The organism is Burkholderia sp. Se-20378 (assembly GCF_017104665.1).
In the GTDB taxonomy this organism is placed as follows: domain Bacteria; phylum Pseudomonadota; class Gammaproteobacteria; order Burkholderiales; family Burkholderiaceae; genus Burkholderia; species Burkholderia lata.
This window is the reverse complement of sequence record NZ_JAAGPG010000198.1, coordinates 1-14480: the sequence shown is the minus strand read 5'-3', so window position 1 is coordinate 14480 and position 14480 is coordinate 1. Positions and strand designations below refer to the sequence as shown.

12 protein-coding genes and 1 pseudogene are annotated in these 14480 nt (G+C 67.0%); 6 read left to right on the top strand and 7 right to left on the bottom strand.

Annotation, left to right across the window (positions count from 1 at the left end):
- Positions 1-61 precede the first annotated feature (61 nt).
- The 3 genes from G3N93_RS20710 to G3N93_RS20700 all read left to right on the top strand — a co-directional run bounded on the left by G3N93_RS20710 (position 62) and on the right by G3N93_RS20700 (position 3147).
- On the top strand, positions 62-961 hold the full coding sequence (locus tag G3N93_RS20710) for a DMT family transporter (protein WP_174945694.1): 900 nt from the start codon (positions 62-64) through the stop codon (positions 959-961).
- A gap of 641 nt (positions 962-1602) precedes the next feature.
- Positions 1603-2757: a branched-chain amino acid ABC transporter substrate-binding protein gene (locus G3N93_RS20705; RefSeq protein WP_011350378.1), complete on the top strand. Its 1155-nt coding sequence runs from the start codon at positions 1603-1605 to the stop codon at positions 2755-2757.
- A gap of 87 nt (positions 2758-2844) precedes the next feature.
- On the top strand, positions 2845-3147 hold the full coding sequence (locus tag G3N93_RS20700; protein ID WP_174943279.1) for an XRE family transcriptional regulator: 303 nt from the start codon (positions 2845-2847) through the stop codon (positions 3145-3147).
- 93 nt (positions 3148-3240) lie between these two features.
- Here G3N93_RS20700 and G3N93_RS20695 read toward each other — a convergent pair whose 3' ends face one another.
- Positions 3241-6294, bottom strand: a complete 3054-nt coding sequence (locus tag G3N93_RS20695; RefSeq protein ID WP_206133837.1) for an FAD-binding and (Fe-S)-binding domain-containing protein — start codon at positions 6292-6294, stop codon at positions 3241-3243.
- A 153-nt stretch (positions 6295-6447) separates the two neighbouring features.
- Here G3N93_RS20695 and G3N93_RS20690 point away from each other — a divergent pair, with 153 nt between their 5' ends.
- Positions 6448-7344, top strand: coding sequence for a LysR substrate-binding domain-containing protein (locus G3N93_RS20690; protein WP_174943285.1), 897 nt, complete (start codon positions 6448-6450; stop codon positions 7342-7344).
- Between the two features lie 22 nt (positions 7345-7366).
- Here the strand turns inward: G3N93_RS20690 and G3N93_RS20685 are convergent, their stop codons facing one another.
- Positions 7367-8218 (bottom strand): LysR substrate-binding domain-containing protein, encoded by an 852-nt coding sequence (locus tag G3N93_RS20685; protein ID WP_206133835.1) that lies wholly within the window; start codon positions 8216-8218, stop codon positions 7367-7369.
- A 110-nt stretch (positions 8219-8328) separates the two neighbouring features.
- Between G3N93_RS20685 and G3N93_RS20680 the strand changes: the two genes are divergently transcribed.
- Entirely contained in the window at positions 8329-8976 is a 648-nt protein-coding gene (locus G3N93_RS20680; protein WP_206133834.1) for a LysE family translocator, read from the top strand.
- Positions 8977-9072: 96 nt separating this feature from the next.
- Here the strand turns inward: G3N93_RS20680 and G3N93_RS20675 are convergent, their stop codons facing one another.
- The 5 genes from G3N93_RS20675 to G3N93_RS20655 all read right to left on the bottom strand — a co-directional run bounded on the left by G3N93_RS20675 (position 9073) and on the right by G3N93_RS20655 (position 14197).
- Entirely contained in the window at positions 9073-10521 is a 1449-nt protein-coding gene (locus tag G3N93_RS20675; protein ID WP_206133832.1) for an APC family permease, read from the bottom strand.
- A gap of 93 nt (positions 10522-10614) precedes the next feature.
- On the bottom strand, positions 10615-11844 hold the full coding sequence (locus tag G3N93_RS20670) for an SfnB family sulfur acquisition oxidoreductase (protein ID WP_206133831.1): 1230 nt from the start codon (positions 11842-11844) through the stop codon (positions 10615-10617).
- 174 nt (positions 11845-12018) lie between these two features.
- A complete protein-coding gene (sfnG, locus tag G3N93_RS20665) occupies positions 12019-13122 on the bottom strand; it encodes a dimethylsulfone monooxygenase SfnG (RefSeq protein ID WP_174943299.1) in 1104 nt (367 codons plus the stop codon).
- 36 nt (positions 13123-13158) lie between these two features.
- The gene (gene msuE / locus G3N93_RS20660) at positions 13159-13719 is read right to left on the bottom strand and encodes an FMN reductase (protein WP_069250299.1); all 561 of its coding nucleotides are present in this window, start codon (positions 13717-13719) and stop codon (positions 13159-13161) included.
- 178 nt (positions 13720-13897) lie between these two features.
- Positions 13898-14197: a hypothetical protein gene (locus G3N93_RS20655; RefSeq protein WP_206133830.1), complete on the bottom strand. Its 300-nt coding sequence runs from the start codon at positions 14195-14197 to the stop codon at positions 13898-13900.
- Positions 14198-14221: 24 nt separating this feature from the next.
- Here G3N93_RS20655 and G3N93_RS20650 point away from each other — a divergent pair.
- Positions 14222-14480: pseudogene (locus tag G3N93_RS20650) on the top strand (monooxygenase); the annotation flags it as partial.

Sequence of the window (14480 nt, the reverse complement as noted above, 5' to 3'; positions counted from 1 at the left end):
TCATATCTGCGTGCTGATCTGTGCGCTAGCTTAGCATCTTGCCACGCCGCATCATTGCCGCATGAACACGCTCTCCACCCCGTCGTCGCGCCATGCGCGGCAGCCGCTGATCGCGGCCGGCGCGGTCGCCTTCACGATCGTTTCGTGGGCGTCCGCTTTCCCGTTCATCCGGATCGGCCTGCATGGCCTCACACCGCTGCAGCTCGCGGCGGCGCGCTTCGCCACCGCGGCCGTGCTGATCATCGCGTGGCTGATCGCGCGACGGCCGCGCGTACCGACACGCGGCGACGCACTGCGCTTCCTGCTGTGCGGCTTTCTCGGCATCGCGCTCTACAACGCGCTGCTCAATACCGGCGAGCAGACCGTCTCGGCCGGCGCGGCGAGCTTCATCGTGAACACGCTGCCGATCTTCACGGCGCTGCTGGCCGCCGTGTTTCTGGGCGAGCGCTTCAATCGCTGGGGCTGGCTCGGCTCGCTGGTCAGCCTGGCCGGCATCGCGGTGATCGCGCGCGGGCAACCGGGCGGCCTCGTCCTCGGCGCCGGCAGCACGCTGATTCTCGGCGCGGCGTTGTGTTCGGCCAGCTATTTCGTGCTGCAGCGGCGGCTGATTCCGGTGTACGGCGCGCTGGCCTGCACAGCGTACACGCTGCTGGCCGGCGCGCTGCTGCTCTCGCCCTGGCTGCCGGGTGCACTCGTGGCGCTGGGCAGCGGGTCGCGCGACACGACGCTGGCCGTGCTGACGCTCGGCATCTTCCCCGCCGCGCTCGGTTACGCGACCTGGACATTCGCGCTCGGCTACTTCGGCGCGGCGCGCGCCGCCAACTTCCTCTATCTGACGCCGGCGGTCGCGACGGTCCTGTCGATGGTGCTGACGGGTGAGCAGCCCGGTATCGAGACGGTGTGCGGCGGCCTGCTGGCGATCGCCGGCGTGATCTTCGTGGCGTTGCGCGGACGTTCGTAGACCCGGCGCCACGTCGGGCCGGCGCGATCGGCCCGACGATCCGCAGGCAAAACGAGCGGGACGAACCCCGGCATCTGCAAAGCGGAATGCATCGCGCGGGCTGTCGACCCGCGCCAGTTCACCGACGCTGCCGAACTTGACCGTTAGTTGCGTTAAAACGAGGACATCGATCCCGATGAAGCATGACCCCGCAACCGGATGCGCAATCGAAATCGTCCAAACTGTGCAGACAAATCGACCGAACAGTTCCGGATTGACCGCACATCAGTGTCCATGGCTTCGCCCCGGCCACCGGCCGAATAATGGATGCGGCCGTAAGGCCGTCGACAGCGAATCGCAGCCTGTGGCCTGCCGCGGCGCACGATTTCCGGCATCCGGCGCCTTCGAATTTCAGGCGCCGGCCGTGCTCCGACCGCCCCGCTACGCGATTCGCTGCAGCGCGCAAAATCGGCTTCATATATATTCATATGAATTGCACCGTTTCAGGCCCCGATTCACCCGCTCATCCGGGCGGCATGTCGAGGTGCCGGACGCGATGCAAGTGAAGCCCATGATGGGTATGGAGACTCGTCCGATCGCCCCGACCTCGCCGTCGGCCGGTCGAGACGTCAATAGAAAGACATTCAAATCGGAGATGGCAGATGGAACGAAGCACTGTCGGCATGCGCTGCAAACCCCTGATCACCGTCGCACTGGCTGCTGCCGCGTTCGCGGCCGCATCGACCGCGATGGCCGACCAGGTCGTCAAGATCGGCAGCGTCGAACCGACGACGGGCGGCATCTCGCACCTCGGCAAGGACAACGAGAACGGTGCACGCCTCGCGGTCGAGGAAATCAATGCGAAGGGGCTCACGATCGGCGGCAAGAAGATCACGCTGCAACTCGATGCGCAGGATGACGCGGCCGACCCGCGCCAGGCCACCCAGGTTGCGCAGAAGCTCGTCGACGACAAGGTCGTCGCCGTCATCGGCCACCTGAACTCGGGCACGTCGATCCCGGCGTCGAAGATCTACAGCGACGCGGGCATCGTGCAGATCTCGCCGTCGGCCACGAACCCGACCTACACGCAGCAAGGCTTCAAGACGACCTACCGCGTCGTCGCGACCGACGCGCAGCAAGGCCCGGCGCTCGCGAGCTACGCGCAGTCGAAGGGCGTGAAGACCGTGGCGGTGATCGACGATTCGACCGCGTACGGCCAGGGCCTCGCGAACGAGTTCGAGAAGAAGGCGAAGGCGCTCGGCCTGAAGGTGCTGTCGCACGACGCGACCAACGACAAGGCGGTCGACTTCCGCGCGATTCTGACCAAGGTCAAGGGCGAGAACCCGGACGCGATCATGTACGGCGGCATGGACGCCACCGGCGGCCCGCTCGCGAAGCAGGCGAAGCAGCTCGGCCTGCGCGCGAAGATCCTGTCGGGCGACGGCGTGTGCACCGACTCGCTGGCCGACCTGGCCGGCCCGGCGGCCGACAACGTGACGTGCTCGCAGGCAGGCGCTGCGCTCGAGAAGATGCCGGGCGGCGCGGACTTCCTCGCGAAGTACCAGAAGCGCTTCAACCAGGGCATCAAATTCGATGCGCCGTTCGCGTATGACGCGGTCTACATCGCGGTCGACGCGATGAAGCGCGCGAACTCGACCGATCCGGCGAAGATCCTCGCCGCGATGCCGGCGACGAAGTACGACGGCGTGATCGGCACGACGACGTTCGATTCGAAGGGCGACCTGACGCACGGGATCATCTCGATCTACGGCTACAAGAGCGGCAAGAAGACCTTCGTCGACCAGGTGAAGATGTAACCCGCCGCGGCGCTGGCACGACGGGGACGCCACCCGTCGGCGCCGGCGCCGCGCGGGCCGATTTCTGATTCACGGAGACGAAGCATCATGTGTGCAATGGCGTATGCGGAATTTCAACAGGAGTTGAAGAAGGCACAGCTGACGGCGCGCGAGTTCGCCCGCCTGATCCGGATGAACGAAAGTTCGATCACGAACTATTCGAGCAAGGGCACGGTCCCGTCCCACCTCGCGGTCATCGCGAAACTGATCGGCACGATGGCTGCGCACGAGATCGATTTCCGGCGCGTGATCCGGCAGATGCGGATCGAACCGAAACGGCCGCGCGGCGGCGGCACGTTTCCTGCGGTGGACAAGCCGCGTTCCAGAAAGACAGCGAAACCCGACGCCTGAGCGCAGGCATGCGTCGACAGCGGCACGGAGCTTGCCGCTCGACGCTGGAATGGAAGTCCTCTCACGGGCAACGCGCCATGCCGCGCCCGACCCTCACCCCGCCACCCGCACGTGATCGAGCAGCGCCTGCAACGGATGGCGCACCTGCTTCGACGACATCCGCTTCACCTGGCTGCGGCACGAATACCCGGTCGCGAGCGCCTCGCCTTCGTCATCCGGCCCGTCCACGTGCGCCGACCATGACTGCGAATAGATCGTCTTCGACGTCGCGAGATTGCGCGCCTCGTGCCCGTAGGTGCCCGACATCCCGCAGCACCCGGCCGCCTGAACCTGCAACCGCAGCCCGCGTCGCGCGAACACCTGCGCCCATTGCTTGCCGCTGTCGGGCGCATTGGTCTTCTCGGTGCAATGCGGCAGCAACCGATATGACATAGGCACGCCGTCGCCACCGGCGCCGGCTTCCGGCAGCGCCTGCAGCAGCCATTCCTGCGGCAGCGCGACCTTCGGCACATCGGTGAGCCCGGTCACCTTCAGGTATTCCTGCCGATACGTGAGCGTCATCGCCGGATCGAGGCCGACCAGCGCGACGCCCGAGCGCGCCAGCGCAGCCAGTTGCGTCGCATTGCGGATCGCCGCCTGCTCGAACGCCCGCAGAAAACCCTGCACATGCAGCGCCTTGCCGTTCGGCGCGAGCGGCGCGAGCCACACCTGAAAGCCCATGCGCGCCGCCAGCTCGATCAGCGTCGCCAGTTGCTCGGTATCGAAATAGCGCGTGAACGTGTCCTGCACGATGACGACGCTGCGTGCGCGCTGCGCGTCGCTCAGCGCGGCGAGCGCTTGCGGGTCGGCCGGCTTCACGCGCCATTGACGGATCACGGCCGCGAGATCGAAGCGGCTCAGCAGCGGGCTGTCGACCATCCCGACGTGCCGCTCCAGCACCGTGCGCACCCATCCCGCCCGCATCAGCCCGTTGTACAGCGCGGGCACCCGCGCCATCCACGGCATCGTGAATTCGAGCGAGCCGATCAGGTAGTCGCGCAGCGGCCGCAGGTAGCGCTGGTGATACAGCTCGAGAAAGCGCGAGCGAAACTCCGGCACGTTCACCTTCACCGGACACTGCCCCGCGCACGACTTGCACGCGAGGCACCCGGCCATCGCGTCGTACACCTCGTGCGAGAAATCGGCTTCGCCGTCGCGCGCCGCGCGGCAGTTGCGCCAGCGCGTGGCAAGACCGCTCAGGAACGGCTGCCGCGCACGCGCGGCCGCGACGACGTCGACGCCGGCCTGCCCTTGCAGGCGCAACCATTCGCGCATCAACGACGCACGCCCCTTCGGCGATTGCACGCGTTCGCGCGTCGCCTTCCACGACGGGCACATCGCATCGTCCGGGTCGAAGTTGTAGCACGCGCCGTTGCCGTTGCAATGCATCGCGGTGCCGTAGCTCTGCCACACGCGTTCGTCGATCTGCCGGTCGTGGTCGCCGCGCGTCGGCACTTCGTCGATCTTCAGCAGCCGCATCGTGTGGTCCGGCGGCGTCGCGATCTTGCCCGGGTTGAACTGGTTGTGCGGATCGAACGCGGCCTTCAATTGCTGCAGCGACGGATACAGCTCGCCGAAAAACGCCGGCGCATATTCGGAGCGCACGCCCTTGCCGTGCTCGCCCCACAACAGGCCGCCGTGCCGCTGCGTCAGCTCGGCCACCGCATCCGACACGGGCCGCACCAGCGCCGCCTGCTTCGGGTCCTTCATGTCGAGCGCCGGCCGCACGTGCAGCACGCCCGCATCGACGTGGCCGAACATCCCGTATTGCAGCCCGTGGCCGTCGAGCAGCGCGCGGAATTCGGCGATGTACGCGGGAAGGTTTTCGGGCGGCACCGCGGTGTCCTCGACGAACGGCTGCGGACGCGCCTCGCCCTGCACGTTGCCGAGCAGGCCGACCGCGCGCTTGCGCATCGCATACACGCGCTTCACCGCATCGTCGCCGGCCGCAAGCGTGTGGCCCAGGCGCTCCACGCTCGTATCGGTGCGCAGATGGTCGACGAACGCGCGCACGCGCGCATCGACGTCCTCCGCGTCGTCGCCGCTGAATTCGATCAGGTTGATGCCGAGCGTCGGCCGAGCATCGTCCTGCGGGAAATACTCGGCCACGCTGCTCCACACGAAGTCCTTCATCGCGAGCATCAGCACCTTCGAGTCGACCGTCTCGATCGACAGCGGCTGGTGTGCGAGCAGCGCGCGTGCGTCGCGCAGCGCGTCCATGAAGCCCGCATAGCGCACATTGACCAGCACCGAATATTTCGGGATCGGCAGCACGTTGAGCTTCGCCTCGACGACGAAACCGAGCGAGCCTTCCGCGCCGCACAGCACGCTGTTCAGGTTGAAGCGGCCGTCGGGTTCACGCAGGTGCGCGAGGTCGTAGCCGGTCAGGCAGCGGTTGAGCTTCGGAAACTTCGCTTCGATCAGCGCCGCCTTGTCGTCGCTGATGCGCCGCGCGGTGCGGTACACCTTGCCGATGCGGTCCTGGCGCGCGCAGCGGCGCTCCAGCTCGTCGTCCGCGAGCGCGTCGCTGTGCAGGTGCTCGCCGCCCATCAGCACGAAATCGAGTTCGAGCACGTGGTCGCGCGTCTTGCCGTACGTGCAGCTGCCCTGCCCGCTCGCGTCGGTGTTGATCATCCCGCCGACGGTCGCGCGGTTCGACGTCGACAGCTCCGGCGCGAAAAACAGCCCGTGCGGCTTCAGCGCCGCATTGAGCTGGTCCTTGACGACGCCCGCCTGCACGCGCACCCAGCGCTGCTCGACGTCGATTTCGAGGATCCGGTTCATGTTGCGCGACAGGTCGACGACCACGCCGTCAGTCAGCGACTGCCCGTTGGTGCCCGTGCCGCCGCCGCGCGCGGCCACCGCGACGTCGCGATGCGCAGGCTCGGCGAGCAGCCGCGCCAGCAGCCGGACGTCGTCCGCATGCGCGGGGCAGATCACCGCTTGCGGCAGGCGCTGGTAGATCGAGTTGTCGGTGGCCTGCACCGTCCGGTTCGCATGGTCCGCGCGGATTTCCCCGGCGAATCCGGCGGCCTGCAGCGCGGCGAGAAAATCACGGTACGCATGCGCGGGCGGGCTGGCGGGACGGGGCAACGAGGCGATCGACATGGGGCAAAAGCGGCAGTGTGGGTGGAACCGGCCGGCTCGCGTGGCCGAAACATGATTTTTTAGCAAGTTTCCACGCGACCGGGAATTCCAGTATCTTTGGATACTTCGCGAGAAACAAACGAATTCTGCTCCGGCGAATATTGCATAAAACTCATGAATTACCGTCGCCTGACCCCGTCGATGTCGCTGCTGCTGGTGTTCGAGGCCGCCGCGCGGCATGAAAGCTACACGCGCGCGGCCGAGGAGCTGTCGCTGAGCCAGAGCGCGATCAGCCGGCAGGTTCAGACCCTCGAGGATCAGCTCGGCGTGCCGCTGTTCCGGCGCGAGGGTCGCTCGGTCAAGCTGACCGAGGTCGGGCGCCGCTACTTCACCGAGCTGAGCGGCGCGCTGGGGCGCATCCGCGGCGCGACGCTGCAGGCGATGTCGCACCAGGCGGGCGCCGGCACGCTGCGGCTCGCGACGCTGCCCACATTCGGCTCGAAGTGGCTGCTGCCGCACCTGCACGACTTCTACACCGCGCATCCGGGCGTGACCGTGCACCTTCATTCGCGGATCGGCGGCGTCGATTTCCTCAACGACGACCTCGATGCGGCCATTACCGTCGGCGCGGGCGACTGGCCGGGCCTGCACGCGCATCGGCTGTACAACGAGTTCCTGATCGCGATCGCGCCGCCCGACACGGGCAGCGGCAGCCGCCGCAAGGCCGACCCGCGCACGCCGGCGTGGGCCGCGAAGCAGACGCTGCTCGGCGTGACGAGCAACCAGCAGGCGTGGGCGGAATGGTTTTCGCACTATCGGCTCGACCATCGGCAGATGCGCATTGGCCCGAGCTTCGAGCTCACGTCGCACCTGATCCAGGCCGTGCGGGCCGGGATGGGAATCGGGCTGGTGCCGAAGGTGCTGGTGGAAGACGAGCTGAGCCGCAACGAGCTCGTGTCGATCGGCGACGCGATCACCAGCCAGCGCAGCTACTACCTCGTCTACCCGCCGGGGAACGAGACACTGCCGTCGCTCGTCGCGTTCCGCGAATGGCTGCTGAAGTCGTGCTGAAACGCGGCCGGCGGCGGGCCGCTCAGGTGCGCCATTCGCCGAGAATCTGCTCGGCCAGGTAGTCGCACGGCGGGCGCGCGGACTGCGCGCTGCGCGCGAGCACGACCTCTATTTCGCCGAGCGGCGGCAGCCCGTGGCTTTCCGACAGCTGCACGAGATGATCCGGAACGCAGCAGCGCGCCAGCGGCGCGACCGCGAGCCCGGCCTCCACCATGCTGAGCAGGCCGAGGTGGCTCGGGCTTTCGTACGACATCCGGTACGGGATCTTCCGCCGGTTCAGCGCCTTGACCGCGTGATCGCGCGCCGCGCTGCCGCCGTGCGTGAAAAAAGCCACCGGCAGCGGCCGCTCCTCCCAGACGCTGCGCTTCGGCGACCCGGCCCAGACGAGCGGTTCGAGCCGGATCAGCTCGCCGGTCACGCCCTTGATCCGCGTGAGGCACGCGAGGTCGACCGTGTTGTCCTTCAGCATCGGCACGAGCGCGCTGCTCGGCTGGCCGATCACGCGTATTTCCACGCGCGGATGCATCGCGGCGAACTTGCCGAGCACCTGCGGCAGCAGCGACGAGATGTAATCGTCGGGCACGCCGATCGTCACGCGGCCGCGGATCTCCGGGCGCACGACCGACGCCCAGGCCTCGTCGCGCATCGCCAGCATCCGGCGGCCGTATTCGGCGAGCATCGTGCCGTCGTCGGTCGGCGTCACGTTGCGCGTGTCGCGGATGAACAGCGGCTTGCCGAGCGCATCTTCCAGCGCCTTGATCTGCATGCTCACCGCCGACGGCGACCGGTGCACGGCCTGCGCGCCCTGCGCGAACGATCCGGATTCCGCCACGGCCACCACCATCGCGAGCACATCGAGGTCGAGCTTTTTCATCGCATTCAGAAAAACTGATTAATCGATTCAGTTTATCCCGTTTTACTGTTCACCTCCACGGCCGGACAATGCATCCCGTCAGCTCTCACTCGTTGCAGGAATCAACAGACATGCATACGTCCGGATCGCTCTACGGATTTCTCGTCATCGGCGGCATGCTCGCGGTCACGCCCGGGCCGAACATGGTCTACGTGATGTCGCGCTCGATCGCGCAAGGACGCACGGCGGGGCTCATCTCGCTCGGCGGCGTGATGATCGGCTACCTGTTCTACATGTTCGGCGCGGCGTTCGGCATCACGACGCTGTTCATGAGCGTGCCCTATGCGGGCAGCGGGCTGGCCGTGATCGGGGCGGCATACCTGTTGTATCTGGCGTGGCAGGCCGTCAGGCCCGGCGGCCGCTCGCCGTTCGAGGTGCAGGCATTGCCGAGCGAGCGCCCGCTTCGACTGCTCGCGATGGGCGCGACGACCAGCGTGCTGAACCCGAAGCTCGCGATGCTGTTCATTTCGTTGCTGCCGCAGTTCATCGACTACCGGAACGGCAGCGTGCTCGGGCAATCGCTGTTTCTCGGTTCGCTGCTGATCGCCGCGTTCGCTTCCGCGAACGGGCTGGTGGCGATCTGTTCGAGCAGCATCGCGAAGTTCCTGCACGGGCGCCCGATGCTGCTGCTCGCGCAGCGCTGGGCGATGGGGCTTATCCTCGGCGGGCTCGGCGTGCAGATGGTGATCGATGCGTCGAAGATGGCGGGGACGGCGTGATGCTGCAAGCGCACCCCTGAACTGAAACGGAGGCGGCCGATGGGCAACGTTGCCCATCGGCCGTCATGCAGGAAACACGCCGTCGGTGCGACTCGGTCACTTCGTCAGCAATTCCGCCTCCAGCTCGCGCAACCGCTCCGGAAACCGGACGCGCAGCACCAGGAACCACCCGAGCCCGATGGCCAGCAGCACGACGAACACATAAGGCAGCCACGCATAGACGCCCGCGGGCACCGGATACACGCTGCCGGCCAGCGGAATCGCGAGCAGCACGACCGCGACGACGCTGATCGCCACATGCCGCGCGCGCAGCCGGCGCTGCCGGCGCAAGTAAAGCGGCGCGCCGATCGCCACCAGCACGTACGCAAGCAGCCAGCCATACGTCGCGATCGAGCTGAGATAGCCATACGAATCGAGCAGCGCGGTGCCGCGTGCGGTGAACACCAGCGCAGTGGCCAGCGCCAGCACCGTGATCAGCGCCACCGCGACGTGCGGCGTCGCATTCCGCTCGTGCGCCTGGCCCGTCGACGCATGCAGCACGCCCTGCCGCCCGAACGTATAGACGATCCGCGCCGCCGCATTGATCGACGAGAAGAACGCCGCGAAGAAACTCAATGCCACGCCCGCGTCGATCAGCACGCCGACCCAGCCGGCCCCGAGCCGATGCGCGAGCACCGCGAGCGGGCCGTCGACCTGATCGAGCGGCGGCTTCTGCCCGTGGAACGCGCTCACCATCCCGTACGCGCCGATCACGAACAGGATGGCCGGCCCGACGACGCTGATCAGCACCGCGCGCGGAATCGCGCGGAACGGGTCGCGCGCCTCGGCGCCGAGCACCGTCGCACTCTCGAACCCCGTGAAGCTGAAGAACGCGAGCACCATCCCGAGCTGCAATTGCGTCGGCTTCACGCCTTCGAGTGTCAGTTGTTCGCGGTCGACCGGATGCCCGCCGAACGCGATCGTCCCGATCACGACGATGGCAATCAGCAGCAGCGTCGCGAGTTCGACGAACAGCGTGAAGCGCGTGGACAGCCGGATGTCGCGAAACGCGATGTACCACGCGGCGAACGCGGTGACGACCGTCAGCCCGAGCACGGCACCGAGCGACGTCGCGCTGCCGAGCAGCCCGGTCTCGCGGCCCAGCACCAGAAACGTGTTGATCGTCCCCTGCAGGATGCCCGCGGCGGCCACCGCATAGGCAATCAGCAGCGACCAGCCGCAGATCGCGCCCCAGACCGGCCCGATGCCGGCCGACACGTACGCATACAGCGCGCCCGGCGACGCCGAGTCGCGTGCGAACACCGAGATGCTCCACGACGCGAACAGCAGCGCGACGATCGCGAACAGGTAAGCAAGCCAGGTGCCATTGCCGGCCGTCGCGAATACGGCGGGGATCAGCACGCCGATCCCGCCCGACACGCCGACGAGGCCGATCGACTGCGCGATCAGTTCGGGCAGGCTCAGGTAGTTGCGCCGCAGGCCGCCTGCCTGCGGCACGGCATTGTGCGCAGGCAGTGCCTGCGCGGAGCTTGCTGGATGATTCATCGATTGATCTCGTCAGGAATGAAACGGCGCCGCGTGGGCCACCTGGTTTCCTTGCTCATGTTTCGTTGCGGGGAATACGCCGGCACGATCCGGTCAGTTCCAGGAATGGCGCGCGGGCTTCACGCCGTTGAGGTAGTAGTTGCCGATCGCGTGATACTTCCAGCGCACCGGGTCGTGCAGCGTATGCACACGCGCGTTGCGCCAGTGGCGGTCGAAGTTGTATTTCGCGAGCGTCGATTTGCTGCCGCCGAGCTCGAACAGCTTGCTCGCCGCGAGCAGCGACACCTCGGTCGTCGCGATCTTTGCCTCGCCGACCGCGATCGCGGCCTGCGCGACCGTTTCCTCGCCCGGCTCGCGCTTCGCCGCGTCGACGAAGCGCCCCGAGCGCGCGAGCAGCGCTTCGGCCGCGTGCACGCGGTACGCGATGTCGCCGATCTGCGCGACTGTCAGCGGATCCTCGCTCGCGCGTTCGACACCGCTGTCGATCCACGGGCGCGCATGCTGCTGCACGAATGCGATCGTGTCCTGCAGCGCGGCGCGCGCGATCCCGAGATCGATCGCGGCGGTCGTGATCTGCGCAAACGGGCCCGCGAAGGTCGGGCGGTCATACGAACGCTGCGTGTGGAAGATTTCGAACGGGCTCACGCGCACGTTCTCGACGATCACCGTGCCGCTCGCGGTCGTGCGCTGCCCGAAGCCGCTCCAGTCATCCACGACGGTCAGCCCCGGCGCACCCTGTCGCACGAATGCGAGCACGGCCTGGTCCGAATCGTCGAGCGCGAGCACCGGAATCCAGTGCGCGAACAGCGTGCCGGTCGAATAGAACTTGCGGCCGTTCAGCACGAACGCGTCGCCGTCGCGGCGCACGCGCGTCTGGATGTCGAGCACGTTCTTGCCGCCCGCTTCGGAGAACGCATTCCCATAGCGCGTGCCCTTCAGGACGAGATCGAAGAAGAAGCGCTTCTGCGCATCGCTGCCTTCGAGGCGGATGTCCTCGATCAGGCAGTAGTGGTTCTGCGGGATCTGGCCGAGCGACGGGTCCGCCTGCGAAACGATCGCGATCACTTCCGCGAGCGTCACGTTCGACACTTCCGCGCCGCCGTACTCTCGCGGCACCGTGATGCCCCACAGGCCGCTCGACGAGAACAGCTCGATCTCGTCGAACGGCAGCTTGCGCTCGCGGTCGCGCAACGCGGCGTGCTCGGCCAGTCGCGCCGCGACCTGGTGCGCGACGTCGAGTGCCTCCGCATCCGAGGCGATCACGGGAACGGGCGTGGCGCCCGCTTGCGGTTGTACGCTTTCTTCGATGATTTCCGTAGACATGTGATTTCCGGCAAAGCTCATGAATCGGCCGGCGGTGCCACGAAGCATCCGCCGACCTCCTGTTTCGATATCCGAAATGTCAAACCTGGATGACCCGCAAGAATGGTCGGCGTCACCCGTTCGGTCAGCCCGCGCGCGGCACGCGTGATTGCCCGCCGCGCGCCGGCCTCCGTATTACGCGGCCACCGCCTGCCGCTGCGCCTCGAGTTCGCGCACGAGCGGCAGCACGCGCTGGCCGAAGTACTCGACTTCCTCGATGAAATGCAGGAACCCTGCGAGCACGAGATCGACGCCGATCGCCTTCAGCGCGACGATGCGTTCGGCGATCTGCTGCGGCGTGCCGATCAGGTTCGTGCGGAAGCCGTCGTTGTACTGCACGAGATCCTCGAACGTCGACTTCGCCCAGTTGCCCTCGCCTTCGGGCGACGCCTTGCCGGCCTGCTTCACCGCATCGCCGAACGCATGCACGGCCTCGACGTGCGCGTGCCGGATGATGTCGTCGAGCACCGCCTGCGCCTCTTCCTCGGTATCGCGCGCGATCACGAACGCGTTCACGCCGATGCGCACGCGATGGTTGTTCGCCGCCGCCTTCGCGCGGATGTCGTCGATCTGCGCCTTCAGGTTCTCCGGTGTATTGCCGTTCGTGAAGTACCAGTCCGACACGCTCGCCGCGTTGTCGCGCGCGGCCCGCGAGCTGCCGCCCTGGAAGATCTCCGGATGCGGCTTCTGCACCGGCTTCGGGCTCAGCGTGTAGTCGTTGAAGCGGTAGAAGTCGCCCTTGAACGTGAAGTTGTCCTGCGTCCAGATGCCCTTCAGCGCCTGGATGAATTCCTTCGAGCGCCGATAGCGTTCGTCGTGCTCGAGCCACGGCTCGCCGATCGCGGTGAATTCGCCCTTGAACCAGCCGCTCACGACGTTGATCGCGACCCGCCCGTTCGAGATGTGGTCGATCGTCGCGAGCTGCTTCGCAACCACGGCCGGATGCCACGGCCCTGGCAGGATCGCGGCGAGCACCTTGAGCTTCGTCGTCGCATGCAGCAGCGCCTGGCTGAACGACACCGACTCGTGCTGGTATTCGGCGCCGTAGCCGGCCGTGAAGCGGATCTGGCTCAGCGCGTACTCGAAGCCGGCCGCCTCGGCCGTGCGTGCGAGCTGCTGGTTGTATTCGAGGCTCCAGTCGGTGCGCTGCTCGATCGTGCTGACGACGAGGCCGCCGCTGACGTTCGGCACCCAGTAGGCGAACTTGACGCCGTCGGCGGAAGGGTCGGTATGGCTCATGAGTGTGTCCTGGTCGGAAGAGAAAATGCAGCCCGCCTATGCGGCCGCGACGGAAAGCGCATGCGGGCGCAGTTGCGGCACCGCGCGATCGACGGCAAGCGCGATACGCGCGCGCAGCGCCGGGTTCGTGATCTGGTACTGGTCGAAATCGCTTTCGGACGCGTACACGCCGATCGGCAGCGTGCGGGCCTGGAAGAAGCTGAACAGCGGACGGAGCTGATGGTCGATCACGAGCGCATGACGCTCGCTGCCGCCGGTCGCCGCGAGCAGCACCGGCACGTCGATCAGCGCTTCGTGATGCACGAGGTCGAACAGGTGCTTGAAGAGGCCCGTGTACGACGCGCGATACACGGGGCTCGCGACGACGAGCGCGTCGGCCGTCTCGATCGCGCGGATCTGCGCATCGAGGTCGGCCGGCACCTGCGCGCGCGTCAGCGCGCCGGCCAGCCGGCCGCCGATCTCGCCGAGTTCGATCAGCCGCGTTTCGATCGGCAGCGCGGCGCCGAGTGCCGCGACGATCGCGTCGGTCAGCGCCAGCGTGCGCGACGGTCGTTGCAGGCCGCCCGATATCGCGACCACGTTGATTGCATTGCTCATCGGTTGCATTCCCATTGTCGAGTCGGGTGCCGACGCACCCGTCACGTCATGGGTCAGCAAGGAGCGTGCCATTTCGATCATCGAGAGGGAAAACGATCGTCTGCATGACGAAATGCATCGCGATCGACGGCCTGTCACGGCGTTCCCACCGAACGCCCCACGTTGATAAGCGTGCCAGTCACGGCATCACAACCATATTCCGCAACGCGATGAACTCGGGGAAACAACGCTGCTGATGCGCTGCTGCGTGATCAGCAGCACGGCGTGTGCCACTCGCGCCTTTCCGCTTCGACACGGATTCCGGCAAGTGCGCGGCGTCCATTGGCATGCATTCGCGCCGGCTTTTCGCGTTCACGTGCCAGCGTGACGCGTCCCGCCCTTGCAATAGCGCCGACATGGCTGCTGCATCGTCGCGCTGCGTGCAACTGATCGCCGCGCTGCGCGAGATCTCCGTGCCCGGCTGCGTCCAGCGCAGCATTCCCGCATTGGTTATCAGAAATCGATGTTTCCTGCATTGCGCAAAACGTTGAACACTCTGCTGATCACGCAGCACCCGGTCAGCAACGCCCTATGCGACCTGACCGCTTTCGTGCGGCAACCCGACGCATTCATCGCCATGACACCCATTTCCGTATCGCCTCGCGCGGAAGGCCTGCGCGTCGTCGCGCCGTCCCGCGACGAACCCGCGCCCCCTGACGCCCTGCAAACCGCCGAGCGCCTCGCGGCCGGCTTTGCGCGCACCGCGGCCGAACGCGACCAGA